This window comes from Paraliobacillus sp. X-1268, assembly GCF_003426095.1.
Lineage (GTDB): Bacteria > Bacillota > Bacilli > Bacillales > Amphibacillaceae > Paraliobacillus_A > Paraliobacillus_A zengyii.
Window position 1 is genome coordinate 1 of sequence record NZ_QJSK01000018.1, and the last position, 22,389, is coordinate 22,389.

General features: G+C 35.1%; 26 protein-coding genes and 1 riboswitch. Of the genes, 19 read left to right on the plus strand and 7 right to left on the minus strand.

Annotated features, from left to right (window positions below; translation table 11 throughout):
• Positions 1 to 285: 285 nt before the first annotated feature.
• From D2K62_RS15020 to thiD, 4 genes are all read left to right on the plus strand, one after another.
• On the plus strand, positions 286 to 996 hold the full coding sequence (locus tag D2K62_RS15020; RefSeq protein WP_332871750.1) for a nucleotidyltransferase domain-containing protein: 711 nt from the start codon (positions 286 to 288) through the stop codon (positions 994 to 996).
• 69 nt (positions 997 to 1,065) lie between these two features.
• Positions 1,066 to 1,590 (plus strand): type 1 glutamine amidotransferase domain-containing protein, encoded by a 525-nt coding sequence (locus tag D2K62_RS15025; RefSeq protein ID WP_112179617.1) that lies wholly within the window; start codon positions 1,066 to 1,068, stop codon positions 1,588 to 1,590.
• A 70-nt stretch (positions 1,591 to 1,660) separates the two neighbouring features.
• Complete coding sequence (locus tag D2K62_RS15030) at positions 1,661 to 2,140, plus strand: DUF456 domain-containing protein (RefSeq protein ID WP_117161673.1); 480 nt, start codon at positions 1,661 to 1,663, stop codon at positions 2,138 to 2,140.
• 35 nt (positions 2,141 to 2,175) lie between these two features.
• On the plus strand, positions 2,176 to 2,985 hold the full coding sequence (gene thiD, locus D2K62_RS15035) for a bifunctional hydroxymethylpyrimidine kinase/phosphomethylpyrimidine kinase (protein WP_112179621.1): 810 nt from the start codon (positions 2,176 to 2,178) through the stop codon (positions 2,983 to 2,985).
• 54 nt (positions 2,986 to 3,039) lie between these two features.
• Here the strand turns inward: thiD and D2K62_RS15040 are convergent, their stop codons facing one another.
• Together D2K62_RS15040 and D2K62_RS15045 are read right to left on the minus strand one after the other, a co-directional pair.
• A complete protein-coding gene (locus D2K62_RS15040) occupies positions 3,040 to 4,401 on the minus strand; it encodes an ammonium transporter (protein ID WP_112179623.1) in 1,362 nt (453 codons plus the stop codon).
• 18 nt (positions 4,402 to 4,419) lie between these two features.
• On the minus strand, positions 4,420 to 4,761 hold the full coding sequence (locus tag D2K62_RS15045) for a P-II family nitrogen regulator (protein ID WP_112179625.1): 342 nt from the start codon (positions 4,759 to 4,761) through the stop codon (positions 4,420 to 4,422).
• A gap of 250 nt (positions 4,762 to 5,011) precedes the next feature.
• Between D2K62_RS15045 and D2K62_RS15050 the strand changes: the two genes are divergently transcribed.
• The 3 genes from D2K62_RS15050 to D2K62_RS15060 are packed head-to-tail and all read left to right on the plus strand — an operon-like array spanning position 5,012 to position 7,318.
• Positions 5,012 to 5,932 (plus strand): ABC transporter ATP-binding protein, encoded by a 921-nt coding sequence (locus D2K62_RS15050; protein WP_112179627.1) that lies wholly within the window; start codon positions 5,012 to 5,014, stop codon positions 5,930 to 5,932.
• Positions 5,925 to 6,866 carry an ABC transporter permease gene (locus D2K62_RS15055; protein ID WP_112179628.1) on the plus strand — a complete coding sequence of 314 codons (942 nt, stop codon included), beginning with the start codon at positions 5,925 to 5,927 and terminating at the stop codon, positions 6,864 to 6,866. Before D2K62_RS15050 ends, D2K62_RS15055 begins: the two co-directional genes overlap by 8 nt.
• Positions 6,867 to 6,895: 29 nt before the next feature.
• Entirely contained in the window at positions 6,896 to 7,318 is a 423-nt protein-coding gene (locus D2K62_RS15060; RefSeq protein WP_117161674.1) for a DUF4064 domain-containing protein, read from the plus strand.
• Positions 7,319 to 7,382: 64 nt separating this feature from the next.
• Here the strand turns inward: D2K62_RS15060 and D2K62_RS15065 are convergent, their stop codons facing one another.
• The gene (locus tag D2K62_RS15065; protein WP_112179632.1) at positions 7,383 to 8,171 is read right to left on the minus strand and encodes a carbon-nitrogen family hydrolase; all 789 of its coding nucleotides are present in this window, start codon (positions 8,169 to 8,171) and stop codon (positions 7,383 to 7,385) included.
• Between the two features lie 167 nt (positions 8,172 to 8,338).
• Between D2K62_RS15065 and D2K62_RS15070 the strand changes: the two genes are divergently transcribed.
• The 10 genes from D2K62_RS15070 to D2K62_RS15115 all read left to right on the plus strand — a co-directional run bounded on the left by D2K62_RS15070 (position 8,339) and on the right by D2K62_RS15115 (position 16,994).
• Positions 8,339 to 9,526, plus strand: coding sequence for a pyridoxal phosphate-dependent aminotransferase (locus D2K62_RS15070; protein ID WP_117149230.1), 1,188 nt, complete (start codon positions 8,339 to 8,341; stop codon positions 9,524 to 9,526).
• 75 nt (positions 9,527 to 9,601) lie between these two features.
• Positions 9,602 to 9,708: riboswitch (SAM riboswitch) on the plus strand.
• Between the two features lie 107 nt (positions 9,709 to 9,815).
• Positions 9,816 to 10,829 carry a methionine ABC transporter ATP-binding protein gene (locus D2K62_RS15075; protein ID WP_112179635.1) on the plus strand — a complete coding sequence of 338 codons (1,014 nt, stop codon included), beginning with the start codon at positions 9,816 to 9,818 and terminating at the stop codon, positions 10,827 to 10,829.
• Entirely contained in the window at positions 10,819 to 11,481 is a 663-nt protein-coding gene (locus tag D2K62_RS15080; RefSeq protein WP_112179637.1) for a methionine ABC transporter permease, read from the plus strand. The genes D2K62_RS15075 and D2K62_RS15080 overlap by 11 nt, the downstream gene beginning before the upstream one ends.
• 37 nt (positions 11,482 to 11,518) lie before the next feature.
• On the plus strand, positions 11,519 to 12,346 hold the full coding sequence (locus D2K62_RS15085) for a MetQ/NlpA family ABC transporter substrate-binding protein (RefSeq protein WP_112179639.1): 828 nt from the start codon (positions 11,519 to 11,521) through the stop codon (positions 12,344 to 12,346).
• Positions 12,347 to 12,470: 124 nt separating this feature from the next.
• On the plus strand, positions 12,471 to 12,839 hold the full coding sequence (locus D2K62_RS15090; RefSeq protein WP_117161675.1) for a GntR family transcriptional regulator: 369 nt from the start codon (positions 12,471 to 12,473) through the stop codon (positions 12,837 to 12,839).
• A 27-nt stretch (positions 12,840 to 12,866) separates the two neighbouring features.
• Positions 12,867 to 13,712 (plus strand): ABC transporter ATP-binding protein, encoded by an 846-nt coding sequence (locus D2K62_RS15095; RefSeq protein WP_117161676.1) that lies wholly within the window; start codon positions 12,867 to 12,869, stop codon positions 13,710 to 13,712.
• A 20-nt stretch (positions 13,713 to 13,732) separates the two neighbouring features.
• Positions 13,733 to 14,377: an ABC-2 transporter permease gene (locus D2K62_RS15100; RefSeq protein WP_117161677.1), complete on the plus strand. Its 645-nt coding sequence runs from the start codon at positions 13,733 to 13,735 to the stop codon at positions 14,375 to 14,377.
• A gap of 1 nt (position 14,378) precedes the next feature.
• Positions 14,379 to 15,044 carry an ABC-2 transporter permease gene (locus D2K62_RS15105; RefSeq protein WP_117161678.1) on the plus strand — a complete coding sequence of 222 codons (666 nt, stop codon included), beginning with the start codon at positions 14,379 to 14,381 and terminating at the stop codon, positions 15,042 to 15,044.
• A gap of 177 nt (positions 15,045 to 15,221) precedes the next feature.
• Positions 15,222 to 16,322: a D-alanine--D-alanine ligase gene (ddlA, locus tag D2K62_RS15110; RefSeq protein WP_112179652.1), complete on the plus strand. Its 1,101-nt coding sequence runs from the start codon at positions 15,222 to 15,224 to the stop codon at positions 16,320 to 16,322.
• 108 nt (positions 16,323 to 16,430) lie between these two features.
• On the plus strand, positions 16,431 to 16,994 hold the full coding sequence (locus D2K62_RS15115) for a phosphoglycerate mutase family protein (protein WP_112179654.1): 564 nt from the start codon (positions 16,431 to 16,433) through the stop codon (positions 16,992 to 16,994).
• Positions 16,995 to 17,006: 12 nt separating this feature from the next.
• Here the strand turns inward: D2K62_RS15115 and D2K62_RS15120 are convergent, their stop codons facing one another.
• The 4 genes from D2K62_RS15120 to D2K62_RS15135 form a co-directional block, all read right to left on the minus strand.
• Positions 17,007 to 17,276 (minus strand): hypothetical protein, encoded by a 270-nt coding sequence (locus D2K62_RS15120; RefSeq protein ID WP_112179656.1) that lies wholly within the window; start codon positions 17,274 to 17,276, stop codon positions 17,007 to 17,009.
• A 92-nt stretch (positions 17,277 to 17,368) separates the two neighbouring features.
• Positions 17,369 to 17,635 (minus strand): hypothetical protein, encoded by a 267-nt coding sequence (locus D2K62_RS15125; protein WP_112179657.1) that lies wholly within the window; start codon positions 17,633 to 17,635, stop codon positions 17,369 to 17,371.
• A gap of 2 nt (positions 17,636 to 17,637) precedes the next feature.
• Complete coding sequence (locus tag D2K62_RS15130) at positions 17,638 to 17,883, minus strand: hypothetical protein (protein WP_112179660.1); 246 nt, start codon at positions 17,881 to 17,883, stop codon at positions 17,638 to 17,640.
• Positions 17,884 to 18,376: 493 nt separating this feature from the next.
• Positions 18,377 to 19,300 carry a DUF4349 domain-containing protein gene (locus tag D2K62_RS15135; protein WP_232824231.1) on the minus strand — a complete coding sequence of 308 codons (924 nt, stop codon included), beginning with the start codon at positions 19,298 to 19,300 and terminating at the stop codon, positions 18,377 to 18,379.
• 290 nt (positions 19,301 to 19,590) lie between these two features.
• On the opposite strand from D2K62_RS15135, the gene D2K62_RS15140 reads away from it, so the two are divergent.
• Both D2K62_RS15140 and argH read left to right on the plus strand, forming a co-directional pair.
• Positions 19,591 to 20,850 carry an argininosuccinate synthase gene (locus D2K62_RS15140; RefSeq protein WP_112179662.1) on the plus strand — a complete coding sequence of 420 codons (1,260 nt, stop codon included), beginning with the start codon at positions 19,591 to 19,593 and terminating at the stop codon, positions 20,848 to 20,850.
• On the plus strand, positions 20,847 to 22,277 hold the full coding sequence (gene argH, locus D2K62_RS15145) for an argininosuccinate lyase (RefSeq protein WP_112179664.1): 1,431 nt from the start codon (positions 20,847 to 20,849) through the stop codon (positions 22,275 to 22,277). Before D2K62_RS15140 ends, argH begins: the two co-directional genes overlap by 4 nt.
• Positions 22,278 to 22,389 lie beyond the last annotated feature (112 nt).

Here is a 22,389-nt window from a genome sequence, read left to right on the forward strand (position 1 = left end):
TGAATAAATGGCTCCATTTCTTTCTTGAAACGCATCGAAACTCCCTCCAAATAAATTTTCCTTATCCGTTAGGGTATCGTATTTTTCTAGTTCTTTAAACCGTAGTGCTTAGCTTGACGGCTATGGGCTGTGCCCGCAGAAAGGGAGCCCATTTGCTTGCGTAGCGGGTCATGAAATTCAGTTGCGTCGGAGAAATTTGTGAATTCAATTGCTTTCATTGGAAAAAATAGTGGGCCATTTGCATAAGATACTTAGATTGGACTAAGTATACAAAGGATGGTTCTGATGAAAAGATTGCCAGCGAAAGAAGCAGCAAAAAAGTTTGTTGATATGGAGTATCCAAACTGTGATGGGGCATTATTAGCAGGAAGTGTTGTCCGCGGAGAAGCAACACAAACCTCGGATTTAGATATTGTTATTTTTGACCAGAGTTTAACTTATAGTTATAGAGAATCACTAATCAAATTTGATTGGCCGATTGAAGTTTTTGTTCATAATCTTGCATCTTATAAAAGTTTTATTGCAATGGATGCCGCTAAAGGATTATCCTCATTACCACGTATGGTTGTCGATGGTTTTGTATTACGTGATTTAGGAATGATAGATAAAATAAAAGAAGAGGCACAGGAATTAATTGATAAAGGTCCTTCTTCATGGTCAATGGAAACGATTCAAACAAGACGGTATACGATAACGGATATGGTGGATGACTTGTTGGGCAGTAAAAAACGAGAAGAAGATATATGTATTGTGATGAGTGTAGCGCCACTCATCCCTGAATTTTATTTGCGTACGAATCATCAATGGATTGGTGAGTCAAAATGGATCCACCGTGCTTTGAAAAAATATGATCCATCTTTTGCAAATAGGTATACACAAGCATTTGAGGATTTCTTTCAAACAGGTACAAAGGCAGAGATTGTTAATATAATTGATGAAGTTCTAGCGCCATTTGGAGGAAGATTGTTTGAAGGTTTCTCATTAGGGAAACAATAATAAGAGGAAGTATTCTAATTTAATTTAAAAGTTTGATAGAATAGACTTAAGATAAAAAGGAGGCAAATCATGCGTTTAAAAAATAAGAAGGTAATCGCCTTAGTAGAAAGTGACTTTGAAGACTTAGAATTATGGTATCCGATATTAAGATTACGTGAAGAAGGCGCTACAGTTGATTTAGTTGGTAAGGAAGCAAATAAGATATATATAGGTAAATATGGTGTTCCTGCCGAGTCAGATAAAGCATTTAAGGATATAGATGTTGATGCGTATGATGCGATTCTTGTACCTGGAGGATGGGCACCTGATAAATTACGTCGCTATCCAGAAGTACTTGATTTTGTGAAAGCAATGGATCAAGCAAAGAAACCAATTGGACAAATATGTCATGCGGGTTGGGTGCTTATTTCAGCACATATCTTACAGGATGTTAAAGTGACAAGTACGCCAGGCATTAAAGATGACATGACAAATGGTGGTGCAATTTGGCTTGATGAACCTGTTGTTGTTGATGGTCATATCATTTCAAGTCGTCGTCCACCCGACTTACCGCCTTATGTAAAAGCTTTTGCTGATAAATTAGCTGAATCATAAGAATTAAAACTCCTCTTCTGATTCGAAGGGGAGTTTTTGTCTGTAAATATATAAGGAAGAGGTGTGCCACTTGGATTTGATAATATGGTTACTGATCATTATTAGTTTTATATTAAGTTTTGTCGGTATTATTTATCCAATTATTCCATCTCCACTTGTGTTATGGATTGGATTTTTACTATATTACTTTTTAATAAATAATGATCTATCCGGATTTTTTTGGTTGGCAATGATAATATTGACTATCATTTCGATTGTTTCTGACATAATCGCAAATAGTTATTTTGTCAAAAAATATGGGGGTAGTAAATGGGGAGAACGTGTAGCGGGAATTGGTGTTATTGTAGGTTCCTTTATTGTACCGCCTTTTGGCATTATTATCGTTCCGTTTTTTGCAGTCATTGTAGTTGAAATGCTTCAGAAAAGGTCGACGGAAGAGGCCTTAAGAGCAGCAATTGGTTCGTTGCTAGGATTTTTGGGTGGAGCTATTTCGAAAGTAGTAATACAGCTCGTAATGATTGGTTGGTTCTTTGTTTCCGTTATTTGGTGAGTATTAACATAGTGAAAGGTTTGGAGTGATCTATTGTGACAATAAAACGTGTTTTATCAATTGCTGGTTCCGCAGCACAAGGAAGTGCTGGTATTCAGGCTGATCTAAAAACGTTTCAAGAACGAGATGTGTATGGAATGGCTGCGATCACTGCAATTGTTGCTAATAATTCTAAGACGAATAATGGAATATTTATTCATTCAATCGAAGAGATAGAAGCGCAATATCATGCTGCTATAGAACATGTTGGGGTGGACGCTATAAAATCAGGTATGCTTTTCTCGAAGGAAATTATTGAACGTGTTGCATTATTACTTGAAGAAGCGCCTACTGATAATATTGTGGTTGATCCAGTTATGATTGGTAAAATGGGATCACAGTTATTACATGAGGATGCGATAGTTGCAGTAAGAGAAAAACTAATTCCAATTGCCAAAATTATTACCCCTAATTTACATGAAGCGGCAAAGTTGTTAGAAGTAGAACCAATTAAAACTGTAGCGAAAATGAAAGACGCTGCAGAAAGATTACATCAGTTAGGATCAAGATATGTTTTGATTAAGGGTGGCGCATTGGATGGTGAAGCCGTCGATGTTTTATTTGATGGAAGAAGTTTTACTTCGTATAGTCAGCCTAGAATAAATACTATTCATACAAGTGGAGCGGGATGTAGTTATTCATCTGCTATTGCAGCGGAGTTAGCTAAAGGGAAAGTGGTAGAAGAAGCAATCAGATTAGCAAAGGATTATGTTCATGCGGGTATTACATATGCGTTATCATTTGATCGAGGAATCGGCTCAACGTATCATGCCGCTTTAAGAAAGTATGGATTACCAGAAGGTTAGAAGATGAATTTAAAAAAAGACGATTGCATAAGTTATGCAATCGTCCTTTTAAATTTAAGATGTTTTTTGACTTTCAGGTAAGCTATTCAAACGATCTGCTAAACCAAATTCACCATGTAATGGAGAAGGTTCAGAAGTTAATAATGTGTCTTTGAATGCATATGCACTAGATCCGTGCTCTGCGAAATCCAGACCAGAGATTTCTTCTTCTTCTGATACACGAATAGAAGAGAAACGAGTAAGGATGAAAGTGAATAGACCAACTACTACCATTGTCCAAGCAATTACTGCGACAACCCCAACAGCTTGAATACCTAATTGCGAGATACCATTGCCATAGAATAAACCAGTATTTGTAGAGAAGAATCCGATAGCTAATGTACCCCAGATACCACAAATTCCGTGTACAGAAATGGCACCAACTGGATCATCAATTCTAAGTTTTGTATCAAGGAATGTAATAGCTTCAACTAAAATTACGCCAGAGATTAAACCAACGATGATAGAACCACCTAATGAAATTTCAGCACAACCAGCAGTAATACCAACTAGACCTGCTAATACACCATTAAGTGAAAGTGATGCATCAACACGATTGAAACGTAATTTAGAATATGCTGCAGATGCTACTAACGCAGCAGATGTTGATAGTAAAGTAGTACCAATAACCATTGGAACTAAACTAGGGTCAGCTGCTAATGTACTACCACCATTGAAACCAAACCAACCTAACCATAGAATAAACACACCTAATGCACCCATTGGAATATTGTGACCAGGAATAACGTTGATCTTCTTACCAACATATTTCCCTTTACGAGCACCAAGGAATAAAACAACTGTTAATGCACCAACTGCACCTGTTAAGTGAACAACAGTAGATCCAGCGAAATCACTAAATCCTAATGCTGTTAACCAACCATCGCCTTGCCAAATCCAATGACCTACAACAGGATAAACAAATGCTGTCATTGCAATAACAATCCAAATGTAGCTGCCAAGTTTCATGCGTTCTGCAACTGCACCAGATATAATTGTCGCACAAGTTGCTACAAACATTGCTTGGAAAACAAAGAATCCAATGTCGTCAACGCCACTAAGTAAAAAGCCATCTGAACCAATAAATGTTCCAAGAGAAGTACCGAACATAATTCCATAACCTACTAAGAAGAATAGAATAGCTGCGATACTAATTGTTAAGAAGTTTTTCATGATGATATTTAGAGAGTTTTTAGATCTTGTAAATCCTGACTCTACCATTGCAAATCCAGCATGCATAAAGAATACCAAGATTGCTGCTAACATCACCCAAACAAGGTCAACAGATAGTTGTAAAGACTCTGTTGTTGGCGCTGCGTATGCAGGTGATGCGATAAGTAAAACTAGAAAAAATAAAAGTGCACTTTTCTTAAGCATATAAAATCCTCCTCTTTTTTATAGAACTGCTTCTTTACCGCGTTCGCCAGTTCGAATACGAATAGAGTCTTCTACTGGATAGACAAATATTTTACCATCACCTATATTCCCAGTACTACATGTAGCAATAATTAGATCAACTATTTCATCTAACTGTGTTGCTGGAACAACCAATTCTAATTTAATTTTAGGGAGTAATTGTATCTGAAATGTTGTGCCGCGAAAAACCCCTGTTTGTCCCTTTTGCTTACCAGTACCTGCTGCTTCCGTAACGGTTAAGCCCCCAATACCAATCTCTGATAATTTGTCGCGTAGTTCTTGAAACTTTTCTGGACGAATGATCGCTTCAATTTTTTTCATTTAAAATCCTCCTTTCAATATTGTGTAAGGTTATTTAACATATTAAGTTATGTTTATTATCATAATGTCTTACAAAGAAAATATCAAGTGTTTTTAGCAAATTTTTTGAAAATTTTGAAGTAAACGATTTCAAAGGATTTCATAGGTCTTAAGAACGACTTTTAAAAATATTTAATGCAATGTGAAACGAAATGGATGTTTTTACCGTATTAGTTGTTAAGTACTGTTTTTAGAAGGGATGAGGATATAAATGACAGAGCCAGCAATGCAATTAATTGAATTAAGAAAAACGATAGGAAAGAAACAAATTATTAAGAATTTGAACTTTTCGATTTATCCAGGTGAAGTTTTTGGGTTTTTGGGACCAAATGGTGCTGGTAAGACTACAACGATCAGAATGATGGTCGGTTTAATGAAAATAACTTCCGGTGAAGTATTAATTCAGGGAAAGAGCATTAAATCTGAATTTAAAAACGCAATTAAAGAAGTGGGTGCAATTGTTGAAAATCCAGAGATGTATCCATTTATGAGTGGATGGAAGAATCTAGTGCATTATGCACGAATGGTACCTGGTGTGACAGAAGATAGAATAATGGAAGTTATCCAACTTGTCGGTTTAGAACATGCAATTAAAGAGAAGGTTGGTCGCTATTCTCTAGGAATGCGACAACGCTTAGGAATTGCGCAAGCTCTATTGCATCGACCATCTATTTTAATATTAGATGAGCCAACTAACGGATTGGATCCGTCAGGTATTAAAGAAATTAGACATTATATTCGCAAATTAGCAGCCGAAGAAAACGTAGCTGTAATCGTGTCAAGCCACATGTTAGCTGAGATGGAAATGATGTGTGATCGGATTGGCATTATAAAAAATGGCGAGTTAATTGCAATAAATAACGTTAATGAAGAAGGTAATCATGAAGATGTTCAAGTAGTTCATATTGTGGCTGAACCTTTAATAGAAGCTAAAGAACTTATAGAACGTAGATTTGAAATAGAAGTGAATAGAGATAAGGAGACATTGATTTTATCTATTGATAGGAAATCTATACCTGATATTGTTAAAGAGTTAGCGACAGAAGGAATTAATATTTATTACGTTCAAGCGCATAAAACAAATCTAGAGGATAAATTTATGGCTTTGATAGGAGAGAATACAATTGGTTAATTTTATACAACTAATAAGAAATGAAAATATGAAACTATATGCAAAAAAGGCAACATGGATTATGATTGGTTTATTGGCTATCATTGTTTTGGCAGGAGGACTTCTTACCCGTTTCATGGATGATAATGTAACGAGAGAATATAGTGATGATTGGCGTGCGGAAATGCAAGAAGAAATTGCTACAACAGAGACTGAAGAGTATGCTGAATCAGCGGTCTACATAGATGTTGATAAAAATATGTATCATTTAGAGAATGATATTGCACCTGTTGAGTATAGTGCGATGCAATTTGTTTATGAAAACATTGAGTTATCGATGTTGCTTAGTTTGTTTACTATTATCGTTGCTGCAGGTATATTAGCAAATGAATTTCAATGGGGTACGATTAAGTTACTGTTAATAAGGCCTGTTACACGTTTGAAAATACTGGCTGCTAAATATGTTACTGTGTTATTCTATGCTTTAACACTACTTGTTTTTTTAGTTGTCTTTTCGTGGATAGTGGGCGCAATTTTGTTCGGTATGAATGGTGTTAATCCTTCAACGGTCGTTTATGAGTATGGTGGCTATAATGAAGTGAATTTAATGTCTGGAGTTGTGCAAGGTTTTGGTTATAAAATGGTTAATTTAGTAATGATGACGACATTTGCTCTCATGGTCTCAACAATCTTTCGCAATGCTAGTATGGCAATTGGATTTGCGATATTTCTAATGTTATCAGGTAATTTGATTGTTGCTTTTGCGTCGGACTATGGCTTTGCAAAATATATATTATTTGCAAATACAGACTTAAGTCAATATCGTGAGGGTGCTACTCAAATGCTAGAAGGAATGAGTCTATCATTTTCTATTACTATTTTATTAGTTTATTATGTTATTTTTTTAGTTGCATCTTGGTTTTCTTTTACAAAACGGGATGTTGCAGGGCATTAAAATAAAGAAAAAAGAGGGGAATGTTTTAGATGAAGCGTACAGCAGAAGTAGTACTAGGAATTATTGGAGCGTTAGCATATGGTTTTCTTGCTGTAATTGGTGGGATTATTGTTTGGTTACAAAGTAATGAGGATGTAGCAAGGGGATTTTACGACGATATGATGTCACAAAGTCCTGAATTAGAATTGCCTGATTATCAAGTCTTTCTTGATTCATTTGGTACAACGGGTATCATACTATTGATCGGTTCAATTCTAGCGATAGCAGTTGGTGTCGTTGCAATGGTTTTATTAAGAGGGAATAAAAAACCTAAAGTAGCTGGGATTATGTTTATTGTAACAGCAGTTCTTGTAGCGGTTATTTCGTTAGGTACAGGTGTTATTGCGGGAGCTTTCTATCTGATTGCAGGAATTATGTGTCTAGTTCGTAAACCAAAACAACTGATTGTCTAGTATAGTAATAAATGAGAGGGAAGAATGCAACTACATTCTTCCCTCTCATTTTTCTGTTATATAGTTATAATCGATACATATCTGGTCTGCGATCAGAAAAAACAGGAATCGTATCACGAACTTTATCTACATCTTTTAAATTAATTTCTCCATAATAGATACCTTCAACTTCTCCTGCGTCCATAATCATTTCTCCCCACGGTCCGATAATCATCGAATGCCCTCCGAATTGATTATTAGGATCTAAACCAACACGATTACAAGCTATTACAAAGCATTGATTTTCAATTGCGCGACTCATCAATAATGCCTTCCAGTGATCGATCCGTGCTAAAGGCCATTCTGCTACAACAAAAAGCATTTTAGCACCATTAAGCATATGTGTGCGAATCCATTCAGGGAAACGAATATCATAGCAAATAACGCCAGCACTTGATTCGTTCTCCAGCTCGAATGAACCGTTTGTTTTTCCTTCAATTAGATGCTTTTCTTCATTCATTAAACGAAAAAGGTGTGCCTTTTCATACTCCTTTAATAATTTACCATCTCTATTGATAATAAGCATATTGTTTGTCACGCCTTTGTCGGTCTGTTTTGCAACCGATCCTCCAACTATATTCACCTGGTATTTTTGAGCTAATTCAGATAAAAATGCGATCGACCCCTCTGCGTTAGGATCAGCAATTTCATCCAATCTTGTAAGATCGTAACCAGTGGTCCATAGTTCTGGAAGCACAATAACGTCAACTTTTTTTTCGTCTATTTCCTTGAAAAAGTTTCTAACATTTTTTTGATTTGCTTCTGGATCACCAAAAATTATATCTATTTGAAATAAAGCAATTGATAATGTCATTTGAATTATTCACTCCTAGTTATGAGTAGGGATTTTAACAGCTGTATTATCCCACCGAGCAATTATGCTGTCAATTCAATTATAAGTTAGTGCTTTACAAAAAGACAAATAATAGCTAAGATTAGAAATTAATATTTGATGGTTTAATTATGGGAGAGTGAATTTGTATGCAACACTTCGAACAATCGGAAACGCTGAAACGATTACCAAAACAATTTTTTGCAGGTTTAGTGCAAAAAGTGCAACATATGGTGAATCAAGGTTATGATGTGATAAATTTGGGACAGGGTAATCCAGATCTACCTACCCCTCAACATATAGTAGAAGAATTAAAAGTCGCAGTAGATAATTCGCAGTATCATAAATATTCGCCATTTCGAGGGCAAGAATTTTTTAAAGAGGCTATCGCAAGCTTTTATAAAAGAGAGTTTGATGTTGATATTGATCCATCAACAGAAGTTGCGATTCTCTTTGGAACAAAAGCAGGTTTAGTAGAAATAAGTCAATGCCTATTAAATCCAGGAGATATTGCTTTAATGCCCGATCCTGGTTATCCAGACTACATGTCCGGCATAGCTTTGGCCAATGCCAAGCCTGTATTTATGCCATTGCAAGAAGAAAATAACTTTCTGCCTGATTATGAAGCATTAAATCAAGATCAATTAGATCAAGCTAAATTAATGTTCTTGAACTATCCAAATAATCCTACGGCAGCAACAGCATCAGAAGAATTTTTTGATGAAACAATTGCGGTTGCCAAGAAACATGACATTTGTGTCTTGCACGACTTTGCTTATGGTGCAATAGGCTTTGATGGGGAAAAACCGCAAAGTTTCCTGCAGTCAGAAGGCGCGAAGGATGTTGGGATAGAAATGTATACACTTTCTAAAACATATAATATGGCTGGTTGGCGTGCTGGATTTGCAGTTGGCAACCCTTCTGTTATCGAAAGTTTAAATTTGATTCAAGACCACATGTTTATGAGTTTGTTTGGGGCTGTGCAACAAGCAGCAACAAAGGCATTGTTGGCTGATCAATCAGAAGTAGAAAAATTAGTCAGTATATATGAAGAACGTCGGAATGTAATAATTGAAAAATTAAATGAAATAGGCTGGCATGTAAAGGCGCCAAAAGGATCTTTTTTTGTTTGGTTAGCTGTACCAAGAGGTTTTACATCTGAGGAATTTGCTGATCTTTTATTAGAAAAAGCGCATGTAGCAGTTGCCCCAGGTAACGGTTTTGGTGAAATGGGTGAAGGCTACGTTAGAATTGGTTTGTTAGCGGAACCTGATCGTTTAAAAGAAGCCGCGGAAAGAATTGGTAAGTTAGAAGTGTTTCAAAATCACGATATATAACCCGGGTAATTACCGGTTGACAAATCATCAATCGACTATTAATATATAAGCTAACTTAATAATAATATGCATTATATCTTATCCAGAGTGACAGAGGGATCAGGCCCGTTGATGTCACAGCAACCTTCCAATAGGAGTGGTGCTACTTCCTGCAGAATGTTTTTCGTTCTGAAAGATAAGGGTTGACGTTTACACAATCAATTCAACTCTCTTTCGCGAAAACGAAAGGGAGTTTTTTTAGATCCTGGTAAGAAGCTGCATAAACGTTAGATAAAGAGAGGTGAGAAAGATGATTACGATAGAGCATGTTAGTAAAGTATTTAAGTCGAAAAAGAATAGTGTTATTGGTGTAGACGATGTTTCGATGCACGTTGAAAAAGGCGAAATATACGGCATTGTTGGGTATAGTGGTGCTGGAAAAAGTACCTTGTTGCGTTGTATTAATATTTTGGAACGTCCTTCCGCAGGAAAAATAATTATTGATGATGTTGATTTATTGCAATTATCGTCTTATGAATTACGGCGAGCTAGGCAATCGATTGGTATGATTTTTCAAGGTTTTTATCTCGCTTCAGCAAAGACAGTTTTTGAAAATGTTGCGTTTGCTTTAAAAGCAGCTGGAATACAAAAAGCGAAACGTAAAACAAGAGTATTAGAATTATTGGATCTTGTTGGTTTAGCGGATAAAGCAAATCAATATCCTGCACAATTAAGTGGTGGTCAAAAACAACGTGTAAGTATTGCGAGAGCTTTAGCGAATAATCCAAAGGTATTGCTATGTGACGAGGCAACTTCTGCTTTAGACCCTAGTACCACGAAATCGATTCTTGCATTGTTGAAGAAGATTAATAAAGAATTTGGTATTACAATTGTGTTGATCACACATGAGATGGAGGTTGTCAAGGAGATATGTCATAAATGTGCGGTTATGCAAGATGGTAGAATGATAGAACGCGGCTCCTCATATGAAATTTTCTCTAATCCTAAGGAAGCATTAACAAAACAATTTATTGATACCGTATTAAATTTTGAGTTGCCTCAAAAGCTCCTTGCAACGTGTCAAGGTACAATATTACAGCTTCAATTTAGGGGAGACTTAGCTAGCGATCCCGTTGTTTCCGATATGTTACAACGCTTTAAAGTTAGTGGTAATATTCTTCATGGAAAGGTCGAATATATTAATGAAACACCTTTAGGAATATTCATTATGGAACTGCTTGGGGATGCTGCAGAGGTTAAAGAAGCAATTACTTATTTGGAACAACGCTTAAAACAGGTGGAGGTGATCCAACATGCTCGATAGGATTATTGAAATATTACCTGAATTAAATGTAGCTTTTCTTGAAACACTAACAATGGTTGGTATAGGATTGTTAGTCGCTATCATATTAGGATTACCTATTGGTATTTTATTATTTGTAACAGATCAAGGGCTCTTTTTAGAAAACCGCGTTATTAAAATAGTTTTAGGTATTGTCATTAACTTAATTCGATCAATACCGTTTATTATTTTACTCGTATTTCTATTTCCGTTTACCGATTGGTTACTTGGAAAAACAACAGGTCCATTTGCAGCTTCTGTCGCGTTATCCGTGGCCGCCATTCCGTTTTATGCGAGAATTGTCGAATCTGCAGCACGTGATATTGATAAAGGGGTGATCGAAGCTGCTATTGCAGTAGGTGCTTCACCTTGGTTAATTATTAAAGATATTATATTACCAGAAGTTAAATCGGGTTTAGTTAGTGGTTTAACGATTACGGCTATTAGTCTGGTTGGTTATTCCGCAATGGCAGGTACGATCGGTGGCGGTGGTATCGGTGATTTAGCTATTCGTTACGGTTATTATCGTTATGATAATACGGTAATGTTCACGACAGTTGTTGTCTTAATCGTTTTAGTACAAGTTATGCAGTACCTTGGCGACTTTATTGCAAAAGCAGTAAATAAACGCTGAGAAAAAATATAAACTAATTTTACAGGGGGAGAAAACAATGAAAAAGATAGTAGCGCTTATATCAGTATTGTTTATTTTAATTTTAGCAGCATGTGGTTCAGAAGAGGAGTCAAATAGTGCGGATGGAGAAAAGAAAACAATTGATTTTGGTGCAACAGTAGGGCCATATAGTGATATGGTGACAACAGCAATTGCTCCACTTTTAGAAGAAAAGGGCTACGAAGTAACAAACCAAGAATTTACGGATTATGTTCAACCAAACAAAGTATTAGCTAATGGCGAGTTAGATGCAAACTTGTTCCAACATAAGATTTATATGGAAGCTTTTGCTGAAGAAAATGATTTAGACTTATCTGAGGTTATTATTGTTCCAACAGCACCAATGGGGTTATATTCAGAAACATTTGATAGTATTGATGCAATTGAAGATGGCAGTTCGATTGCTATTGCTAATGATCCCACAAACTTGGCAAGAACGTTAGTAATGCTACAAGATGAAGGTGTCATTACAATCAGTGAGGAAGTTGATCCATTAAGTGCTTCTGTAAATGATATTATTGAAAATCCAAAGAATTTAGATTTTGTTGAAGTAGAGGCAGCTCAATTACCACGTCTAGTAGAAAGTGAAGATTTGTCAGCTGTTCCTGGTAACTATGCATTAGCTGCTGATATGGATTTATTAGACGCTTTAGCGTTAGAGGATATGCCTGATGATTACCGAAATCGTGTTGTTGTAAATACAGAAGATTTAGATGCGCAATATGTTCAAGATATTAAAGAAGTAATTGAATCCGATGAATTTGAAGCTATTATCGACGAAGAGTTTCAAGGATTTGGGAAACCTGAATGGATGACAGCCGAATAATAACAAGAAGGACACCTTTAATTAGGTGTTCTTTTTTTGTGAAAATTTAGTTGACAGTTTTTGATCAATTGTATATATTGTAAGTATATAGTATATACAATAATAACAATTTGAGGCGATACGGATGAATATTGTTCTTTCTAATACAAGTAAGGAACCTTTATTTCAACAAATAAAGGAGCAGATTCGAAATCAAATCTATCAAGAGTTACTTAAAGAGGGTGATGCATTGCCGTCGATGCGTATTTTGGCAAAGCAGTTACAGGTTAGTGTTATTACGACTAAACGTGCTTATGAAGATTTAGAAAAAGAAGGATTTCTTATCTCGTCAGTTGGTAAAGGAACATTTGTATCTGGTCAACAATCACATGTATTAAAGGAATGGAAGATCAGAGAAATAGAAAATGATTTAGAAAAAGTGGTAGAAGAAGCAAAACAATTAGGTTTAACAAAAGAAGCAATAATCGAACGTGTCACGTTATTCTTTGAATGATTTTGTTAAAAAGGGAGTGGAAGCTAAATGGAACCAATTGAATTAAACGGTGTAACAAAAAGAATCGATGAGTTTTCAGTTAGAGATCTTACCTTTAAAATACCAAAGGGTTATGTAACTGGATTTATTGGTCGAAACGGTAGTGGGAAAACAACAACGATTCAGCTGATTATGGATATTATCAAAGCTAACCAAGGAGAAATTAGTTTATTTGGGGCCCCAAATACCGATCCAAACACAAAGCAAAGAATAGGATTTGTTTACGATGAATTGTATATGTATGAAAATTTTACGATTAATCACATGCGCTCTTTTATTGCACCGTTATATGACACATGGAGTGAGCGTTTATTCTCAGGATATCTCTCGGATTTTGAATTACCATTGAAGAAAAAATTGAAGCATTTTTCAAAAGGAATGAAAATGAAAACATCGCTCTTATTTGCATTGGCACATGATCCAGATTTATTAATTATGGATGAACCAACCGCAGGACTAGACCCCATTTTTCGGAGAGAATTGATGGATATCTTACAAGAATTAATGACTGATGAAAAAAGAACTATTTTTTTCTCAACCCATATTACAACGGATCTAGATCGAATTGCTGACCATATTATTTTTATTGATGATGGTGTAATCATATTTGAAAAAAGCATGATAGAAATTGAAGAGGAATTTCATCTTATTAAAGGCGAGATTAAAATGTTAGATGATGATATTCGTAAAGATTTTTTTGGACTAGAAGAAACACCACAAGGTTTTATCGGTTTATTGCAAGGTGATCCTAGAGAGTTTGAAACAAGTGAGACGATAATCGAAAAAGCTTCCTTAGAAGATATTATGTATCTGATGACAAGAGGGAAAAGGTAATAATTTGGAGAGGTGAGATTATGTTTTCATTAGTAATGAAAGATTATTATATTGATAGATCAGTTTTAGTTGGAATGTTAGTTTTGCCGGTATTAGGTATGGGTTTCATAATGGAGTTCACTTATTTTCTTTTAATCGGTTCAATAATAATTAGTTTGTTTTATTCTGATAGTAAAACAAAGATAGAGGTTTTTAACAGAAGTTTACCAATTACTTCGTTAGCTATTGTTAAAGGTCGTTACCTGTTCATATTATTGTTAGCAATTTTTTTATTGGTCTTTCAATGGGTAATAGCACTTATATTTGATTTCACCCTGAATATGAGTAGTCCTTATCATTATCAATTAGAAGATCTCATTATTATACTATCTGTTTTCTTAGTAATGACTGCGGTACTCGTACCATTATTTTATTTGTTTAAGTCGCTTTATCTTGCTTTAACGATTCAATTCTTCTCGTTATTCATTTTCTCTTCAACCGTATTTAGTGTGGTATTTCAAGGACGAGAGAGCATCCACTTTGATAATCAAACCATCCTGTTAACGCCATTTATTCAAGATATAATTCCATTTCAACCAGTTCCGATCATCGCAGTGGCTGCTGTTGTTAGCTATTATTTATCGATTCAATTATCTAGTCGATTAGTGGAAAGAAGGTTGCGTTAACATGTTAGTTTTGAGTAGACTCATGTCATTGTGGAAGAAGGATTTTTGGCTTAGTGTGAAATATTTCTTTGTGTTTGGCTTTTTATTAATTATTGTACCGTTCACATTCTTGCTCTTTTTGGTAGTCATGTTTTTAATAACCCAACTATTCATTGATGAAAATCATAATAAGGTTAATATATTCATGAAAAGCCTACCTATTAATCATTCATTTTTAGTTAGAAGCCGGTATATATACGTAGTTTTAGAAGTAGTGATTTTCTTGTCACTTTATTTTCTTGTTAATAGTGGACAATATAAATCTTCACAGACAAATATATTTATTTCTACTTATGATTATAAATGGGTAGATATCTATACAATTTTCAGTTTAGTTCTACTAATGTTTACAATTATTATGCCAGTTTTATATCTGTTTTCATCAAAGTTTATGATAAATGCAATGCAGGTTATCTTTGGAATTGGCTGTACATTTGGTATTTACAAAATGGATCAATTAGCAAGTCAACAGTTTGAATTTGCCCGTGAAGAACAAATAGGGCAAGTGACAATGAAGTATTTTTACAGCATCTTACCGTTATCACCTTTATTATTTTTTGTCATTACAGCCTTACTATATGTAGGCTCAATGTTTCTGTCTGAACAGATTCTAAAGCGAAAGATATAGGGATTGGCTGTTAGTAGGACTTGATTATTTTAAACCAGAATGGCGTTATACGTTTAGGATTTCCAATAAAAAAGAGCGCATTTAAGAAAAAAATTTTTCTCAAAACAAGCTTCAATATGGTATCTTAGGTATATGGTTTATTAAGAAGTTAGTTTTCGATAATGAAGGAGCATGGTTATGGCAAAAGTAAAGGTTGGAATAGTATTTGGTGGGAAGTCAGCTGAACACGAGGTGTCACTACAATCAGCGAAAAACATTGTAGATGCAATTGATAAAACGAAGTATGATATCGTATTACTTGGTATAGATAAGCAAGGGAAATGGCATATAAACAACCCATCTTCTTATTTAATTAATGAAGAGAATCCAAAATTAATTCAATTAAATAAAAGTAATCAACAAGTAGCAGTTATTCCAGGAGAAGCGCAGAACCAGCTTGTTAACGTATCAAATTCAAGTGGTTTAGACCAGGTTGATGTCGTTTTCCCTATCGTACATGGAACACTTGGTGAAGACGGAAGTTTGCAGGGGATGCTTCGGATAGCAAATCTTCCGTTTGTAGGAACAGACTTGTTAGGTTCAGCTGTTAGCATGGATAAGGATATTGCTAAACGCTTACTAAAAGGTTCAGGAATTTCCGTTGCGAAAGGCTTAACTTTCAGAAGTCATCAACAACAAGACATTAATTTCGGAAAAGTACAGGCGGAATTAGGATTGCCCCTATTTATAAAACCTGCAAATCAAGGTTCTTCTGTTGGTGTTAGTAAAGTGCGTAATGAAGAAGAGTTTTATAATGGAATGAAAGAAGCCTTTTTATATGACAATAAAGTTTTGGTTGAAGAAGCAATTATTGGTCGTGAAATTGAATGTGCTGTACTTGGAAATGAAGAGCCAATCGCATCTTTCCCTGGTGAAATCTTACCGAATACTGATTTTTACTCTTATGAGTCAAAATATATTGATGAAACAGGAGCAGAATTAGCAGCACCAGCTGATTTGACTGCAGTACAAACGAAGCGCGTGCAAGAAGCGGCTATTGAAGTTTTTAAAACGCTTGAGTGTGAAGGGATGGCGCGTGTTGATTTCTTTATGCAAGAAGACGGTAATTTAGTTGTTAATGAAGTAAACACATTACCGGGTTTTACAAAAATAAGTATGTATCCAAGATTATGGGATATTAGTGGTATTACGTATCCGGATTTAATAGACAGACTAATTACCCTTGGGATACAAAGACACGAGCGAAATAACAAATTAAGAAATGCTGTTTGGGAATAATTTAAATAAAGAAGTAGATCAAATCACGTGTTGATTTGATCTTTTTTAAAAGATTAATGTAGTGATACCTAAAAAGACAAAGCGTATCGGTTATGGAAGGAGGCTGGCATGGAAATCTCAATAATTAGACATGGTAAATCACAACATACCGAGAGACATAAATTAACGTGTTTTGAATTTAAGGACTGGATGAGGAAATATGATTCTAATGGCGTTTTTGAAAAAGAATCTTATCCCTCAATCACGTTGGAAAAAGTGAATATGGCCAATATAGTGATAACTAGTGATTTAAAGAGATCAATAGATTCAGCTGCATTGTTAACCAAAACAAACGAGAATATCTCTTATTCCTTATTTCGGGAAACCGAATTACCAGCCTGTCCACCTCTATTATCAAAAATTAAATTAAATCCCACAATATGGGCTATTCTTTTAAGAGTGCTCTGGTTTAGTGGATATTCAAAAGAATGCGAATCATTAAAGGATGCTAATGTGCGAGCGGAAAAGGCAACACAGAAGTTAATCGAATATGCTACAAAACATGATTCTGTTGTGTTGATAGGTCATGGTTTTTTTAATAGATTGATAGCCAAAGAATTGAAGGATCAAGGCTGGGAGGGGAAAAGAAGAACGGGTTTAACACACTGGAATTGTACAACATACTCCATGTGAGAATGGTGAATGCTATTTGCCATCTTGTTCAAACCAATACTCTGGCTGGTAGCGATTAATTCTCTTCCAAACAATTATTGAGAAAGTAAGAAGTAAGCCGATAATAAACGCTACTATTTTTACTTGGATGAAGATAACAGTCGTTACATAATTAATAAATAATAGAATCCCAATATGCCACCAAGAAAACTGTTTAAATTGCTTTTTCATGAAGATTAAAAGAAGCCAAGATGTTACTAAAACAATACCGATACCTATAAATATATTTTGTGTTAACTCCATTGGATTATCCTCGCTTATAATTAGTTAGTATGATTTTTTTTATGTTACCATGTTTGGTTTGAATGTTGCAATATGTGAACGCTTTGAAGCATTTAAGCTACAAAAATAATGACAGACAAAGTTAAAATATAAATGCCGTTTTGTAATTCTGAATAATGGTCTTCCAGCTGAATATTTCTTTTTAAGCTAAATAAATTTTGTTTCATATGTGTTGCAACAATGTTTTCTTTGCTATCTTTAATCTCACAGTAATTTCCTTTATGCATATATGGTTTCTTTATGTAAAATACTTCTTCTTCATATCTGAGTTTGAACGCTGTATAACCTTTAGAGAAAGTTTCTTTTATACCGGATAGCATTGTTAAATCGCCTTTTCACATTCTCTACCTTTAATACATAGTAATAGACGCCAGTTTCTTGCGCCGTTCTTTTTTTTGTTTTCAATAACCTTTATTATATGTCCTTTATAATTTATCTGATAAGATTGATGACTTTTAAATTGATGAACTAATTTAGTAGCTTTCAAGAAACCGACTTCTTTATCATCTTCCATAATTTTTTGTTTTAGTAATAGTGGAATAAACGGTGATTTTATAGTAGTAATCATTTTAATTCACTCCTTTTACCTGAATTAGTTTTCAAATAAATAATATAACTTTCTCACCAAAAAAATAAGTACTAATCGTTGACTGTGCTAAGTTTGGAATATAACTGTTATGTTGCTTTACGGTCTTTAAAAAAGCTTGCTCTCTAAAAAATTGATGTTTAATACTAACACTGCAATATAAGAAGAGTGTAAGATGCTTTAATGATTGTAATTAAAATTCGAGTTAGAAACAGTAAAATTATTACCTGCATAAAAAAAGATGCGCTAACCAGCGGAGGAAGCAAATGGGTGACACTCCTGTGGGAACAGCACAAGTTGAAGATCCACTCGGAAAGCGAATTTTGCTTATCCGAGTTAGCTGAGACTGTGCCCACGGAAAGGGAGCCCATTTGCTGACCTAGCGGGTAAGAAAGTTTTACTCTGCGAAAGTTGACCGAAAAAAACGTCCCACTCATTAGTAGTTTATCAGAGTGGGACAATTATGTTAACTTGCTTATTCCTTTTTGTTTCGCTTCTGACGCTTCCAAAGATAATACCCAACCCCACCAATAATCGTAATAAGAAGAAGGATAGGTAAATTACCTATTAAAAATACAACCAAACCTGAGCCAGCAGATAATAAAAAATTAATACTTTTCATAAGTTGTTCTTTCGTTCTCTCCCATGTGTTCAGATCTTCATCGCGAACTAGGTCTAAACGATTTTCACGTATAAAAAGAGTGACCGTAGCTAAATCGGATTTGTTTTCAAGGTAATTTAATTGTCCTGTGATTTGCTCTATTTCTTCTTGTACACTTGCAAGATCATTTGAAATATTAAGTAAATCCTCTGTTTTTTCAGCTTGCTCCATAAATTCTAATAATCTTTCTTCGACAACTTCTTTCGATTTTAATCGAGATTCAAGGTCTACATATTGCTCGGTTACGTCTTCACCAGAAATACTCTTTTGTGTTACCTTCATATCTCCTTGTTCCACGACAGCTATGAAGGACTCGAATTGTTCTTGCGGAATGCGAGCGGTAATAGTTCCTTCTTGTAAATCATCTTCGACTTGATAGGAATCAGAGCTGACGATATAACCATTCTTAGCAGTGATTTCTTGTTCAATTTGATTAACGGCGTTCTGGTAATTATTTACTTCTATATCCAAGTTCGCGTTATAAATAATTTTCCTGTTAGATCCTGTTTCTTCTGGAATATCTTCATTAACTTGAGCTTCTTCTTGAACCTCAGATTCGATATCCTCTACATTACTACTATCTTCTGTAGTCAATTCTTGCCTCTCGATACTAGATTCAGCAGTATCTGTATCGCCACTTTCACTAACTAATTCATTACTTTCTTGACTACTACATGCAAAAAGTAAAGTAGATAATAAGGTAAGACTCATGATTATAAATAATTTATTGAACTGCATACAAAACCTCCTCGATTTGAACTTCTTACTGAATTAGTCGCATGCTTTCTTAAAAAGGTTACATATATGTATAATTATAATGATAAACTGTATATTCTCTAATTCTAATCTAATTAATGGAATGTATGCACATTTAGCCTAATTTAATTATAGTATAGGTTTATCTCGTCTAAAAAAAATAAAAAAATCTTTGTATAACACTTGAATTATTATACTTAATAGTGCATAATAATTCATACCAAATACATTTTGAACGAATTGATTTAAATAAGGGATTGGAGAGGTTATAAATGGCAAAAGAAAAAATTGTTTTAGCATATTCTGGTGGATTAGATACATCTGTGGCAATTAAATGGTTACAGGATCAATATAAATATGATGTTATTGCAGTAGGTTTGGATGTAGGAGAAGGTAAAGATCTTGAATTTGTTAAAAAGAAAGCATTAGATGTAGGTGCAATAAAGTCGTATTCAGTCGATGCAAAAGCGTTATTTGCAGAGGAATACGTTTTACCTGCTTTACAAGCAAACTTATTATATGAAGATAAATATCCACTTATTTCTGCATTATCACGTCCGTTAATTGCAAAAGTACTGGTTGATATTGCAGAACAAGAAGGTGCGGTTGCAGTAGCACATGGTTGTACGGGTAAAGGGAATGACCAAGTTCGATTTGACGTAGCATTTACTGCATTAAATCCTAAATTGAAGATTGTTGCACCTGTACGTGAATGGAAGATGACAAGAGATGAAGAAATCGCGTATGCAGCGGAAAATAATATTCCAGTACCTGTTGGCCTACAAAGTCCATATAGTGTAGATCAAAACTTATGGGGACGTAGTAATGAATGTGGAATTTTAGAAGACCCTTGGGCAGAGGCGCCAAAGGATGCATTTGATTTAACAGTTGATCCTATTGATGCACCTAACACACCTGAGACTATTCAAATTTCATTTAAAGCTGGAAAACCAGTTGCAATTGATGGAAAAGAATTTCCTTTAGATGAATTAATATTAGAATTAAATAAAATTGCTGGTAAACATGGCGTTGGACGTATCGACCATGTGGAAAACAGGTTAGTAGGAATTAAATCACGTGAAATTTATGAGGCACCAGCTGCTTTAACTTTAATTGCAGCACACCAAGAGCTTGAAGCTTTGACATTACCAAGAGAAGTAGCGCAGTTCAAACCAACAATCGAACAAAAATTAGCACAAACAATATATGATGGCTTATGGTATTCGCCATTGACAGAAGCATTACAAGCATTTATTAAAGAAACACAAACATATGTGTCTGGTACAGTGAAAGTGAAATTATACAAAGGGCAAGCACAGGTTGTTGGACGTAAATCTGAACATTCTTTATATGATATGGACCTTGCAACATATTCTAAAGGCGATGCATTTGATCATGATGCAGCACTTGGGTTTATCAAACTATGGGGTCTACCTACGCAGGTTCACGAGACTGTAACGAAGGCACAACAAAATAAGAAAGCATCCATTACGAAAACAACGATTGACGTAAAGGAAGCGGTAAAGCAATGAAACTATGGGGGGGACGATTCACAAAACCAACGAATCAATTAGTAGATGAATATACAGCATCGATTCGTTACGATCAAAAACTAGCAACTTTCGATATTCAAGGAAGTCTCGCCCATGTTGAAATGTTAGGGAAATGCGATATTATATCGTTAAAAGACGCTGAAACTATTGCCAAAGGACTAAAGGTCGTGGCTACTAAAATAGCTAATGGTGAAGCTGAACTAACTGAAGAAAATGAAGATATTCATATGAACGTGGAAAAACTATTGATTGATGAGGTAGGTGCGGTTGGTGGTAAACTCCATACCGGTCGAAGTAGAAATGATCAAGTTGCATTGGATATGCGTTTATATTTACGAGATGCAATAGTAACAGTTAGCCAGTTGTTGGTTGACTTACAACAAGCGCTATATCAACAAGCTACAAATAATTTAGACACCATATTACCTGGTTATACGCATCTGCAAAGAGCACAACCTGTTTTATTTGCTCACCACATGATGGCTTATGTCTTTATGTTGCAGCGTGATGTAGAAAGATTAGCAGATAGTTGGAAACGAGTGAACCGTTCACCGCTAGGAGCAGGTGCTTTAGCAGGAACATCATTTGCGATTGATCGTGCCTATGTGGCAGAGAAGTTACATTTTGACGGCATTACAGAAAATAGTTTGGATTCGGTAAGTGATCGTGATTTTGTTGTTGAGTTTTTAGCGGATGCATCACTGGTTTCGATTCATTTATCACGCTTATCAGAAGAACTTGTCCAATGGTCAAGTGCTGAGTTTAATTTTATTGAACTGGATGACGCATTTTGTACGGGTAGCAGTATGATGCCGCAAAAGAAAAACCCGGATGTACCTGAATTGGTTCGTGGGAAATCGGGTCGAGTTATTGGTCATTTAATGGGTATGTTAACAACCTTAAAAGGTTTGCCACTTGCATACAATAAAGATATGCAAGAGGATAAAGAAGGTATGTTTGATACAGTAGAAACGCTCAAAGGTGCTTTAGCGCTTTTTGCACCAATGATTGAAACAATGGATGTAAAAAAAGAAAATATGTATCAAGCTGTTGCCAAGGATTATTCCAACGCAACTGACTTAGCTGATTATCTAGTTGGAAAAGATCTTCCTTTTCGTGAGGCACATGCAGTGGTTGGTCAAACAGTACTATATAGTATAGAAAAACAAAAATATTTACTAGATTTATCAATAGAAGAGTTTAAGCAATTTTCAGATGTAATCGAACATGATATTTATGATGTATTAGAACCAAAAGCGGTTGTTAATGCACGAAATGTGGCTGGTGGTACAGCTCGTAATCGCGTCGAAGATCAATTGAAACAAGCTAATGCACTCTTTGACCAAAATATAGAATGGATTAATACAAAAGCACAGTTAATTGATTCATTAGCTGTCACAGATTAATAGACGAATACAATAGAAAACTAGCTGCGGCTAGTTTTTCCTTAAAAATAAAATGTATATTTATAAGTTATTCAGTATATTTATTACTTGTACGGATCTGGAGGGAGAAATC

What these genes read in the sequence shown, in the direction of transcription:
- D2K62_RS15020 (WP_332871750.1), top strand. Translation starts at nt 286, where the DNA reads ATGAAAAGATTGCCAGCGAAAGAAGCAGCAAAAAAGTTTGTTGATATG.
- D2K62_RS15025 (WP_112179617.1), top strand. Translation starts at nt 1,066, where the DNA reads ATGCGTTTAAAAAATAAGAAGGTAATCGCCTTAGTAGAAAGTGACTTT.
- D2K62_RS15040 (WP_112179623.1), bottom strand. Translation starts at nt 4,401, where the DNA reads ATGCTTAAGAAAAGTGCACTTTTATTTTTTCTAGTTTTACTTATCGCA.
- D2K62_RS15045 (WP_112179625.1), bottom strand. Translation starts at nt 4,761, where the DNA reads ATGAAAAAAATTGAAGCGATCATTCGTCCAGAAAAGTTTCAAGAACTA.
- D2K62_RS15050 (WP_112179627.1), top strand. Translation starts at nt 5,012, where the DNA reads ATGACAGAGCCAGCAATGCAATTAATTGAATTAAGAAAAACGATAGGA.
- D2K62_RS15060 (WP_117161674.1), top strand. Translation starts at nt 6,896, where the DNA reads ATGAAGCGTACAGCAGAAGTAGTACTAGGAATTATTGGAGCGTTAGCA.
- D2K62_RS15065 (WP_112179632.1), bottom strand. Translation starts at nt 8,171, where the DNA reads ATGACATTATCAATTGCTTTATTTCAAATAGATATAATTTTTGGTGAT.
- D2K62_RS15070 (WP_117149230.1), top strand. Translation starts at nt 8,339, where the DNA reads ATGCAACACTTCGAACAATCGGAAACGCTGAAACGATTACCAAAACAA.
- D2K62_RS15075 (WP_112179635.1), top strand. Translation starts at nt 9,816, where the DNA reads ATGATTACGATAGAGCATGTTAGTAAAGTATTTAAGTCGAAAAAGAAT.
- D2K62_RS15080 (WP_112179637.1), top strand. Translation starts at nt 10,819, where the DNA reads ATGCTCGATAGGATTATTGAAATATTACCTGAATTAAATGTAGCTTTT.
- D2K62_RS15085 (WP_112179639.1), top strand. Translation starts at nt 11,519, where the DNA reads ATGAAAAAGATAGTAGCGCTTATATCAGTATTGTTTATTTTAATTTTA.
- D2K62_RS15090 (WP_117161675.1), top strand. Translation starts at nt 12,471, where the DNA reads ATGAATATTGTTCTTTCTAATACAAGTAAGGAACCTTTATTTCAACAA.
- D2K62_RS15095 (WP_117161676.1), top strand. Translation starts at nt 12,867, where the DNA reads ATGGAACCAATTGAATTAAACGGTGTAACAAAAAGAATCGATGAGTTT.
- D2K62_RS15100 (WP_117161677.1), top strand. Translation starts at nt 13,733, where the DNA reads ATGTTTTCATTAGTAATGAAAGATTATTATATTGATAGATCAGTTTTA.
- D2K62_RS15105 (WP_117161678.1), top strand. Translation starts at nt 14,379, where the DNA reads ATGTTAGTTTTGAGTAGACTCATGTCATTGTGGAAGAAGGATTTTTGG.
- ddlA (WP_112179652.1), top strand. Translation starts at nt 15,222, where the DNA reads ATGGCAAAAGTAAAGGTTGGAATAGTATTTGGTGGGAAGTCAGCTGAA.
- D2K62_RS15115 (WP_112179654.1), top strand. Translation starts at nt 16,431, where the DNA reads ATGGAAATCTCAATAATTAGACATGGTAAATCACAACATACCGAGAGA.
- D2K62_RS15120 (WP_112179656.1), bottom strand. Translation starts at nt 17,276, where the DNA reads ATGGAGTTAACACAAAATATATTTATAGGTATCGGTATTGTTTTAGTA.
- D2K62_RS15125 (WP_112179657.1), bottom strand. Translation starts at nt 17,635, where the DNA reads ATGCTATCCGGTATAAAAGAAACTTTCTCTAAAGGTTATACAGCGTTC.
- D2K62_RS15130 (WP_112179660.1), bottom strand. Translation starts at nt 17,883, where the DNA reads ATGATTACTACTATAAAATCACCGTTTATTCCACTATTACTAAAACAA.
- D2K62_RS15135 (WP_232824231.1), bottom strand. Translation starts at nt 19,300, where the DNA reads ATGCAGTTCAATAAATTATTTATAATCATGAGTCTTACCTTATTATCT.
- D2K62_RS15140 (WP_112179662.1), top strand. Translation starts at nt 19,591, where the DNA reads ATGGCAAAAGAAAAAATTGTTTTAGCATATTCTGGTGGATTAGATACA.
- argH (WP_112179664.1), top strand. Translation starts at nt 20,847, where the DNA reads ATGAAACTATGGGGGGGACGATTCACAAAACCAACGAATCAATTAGTA.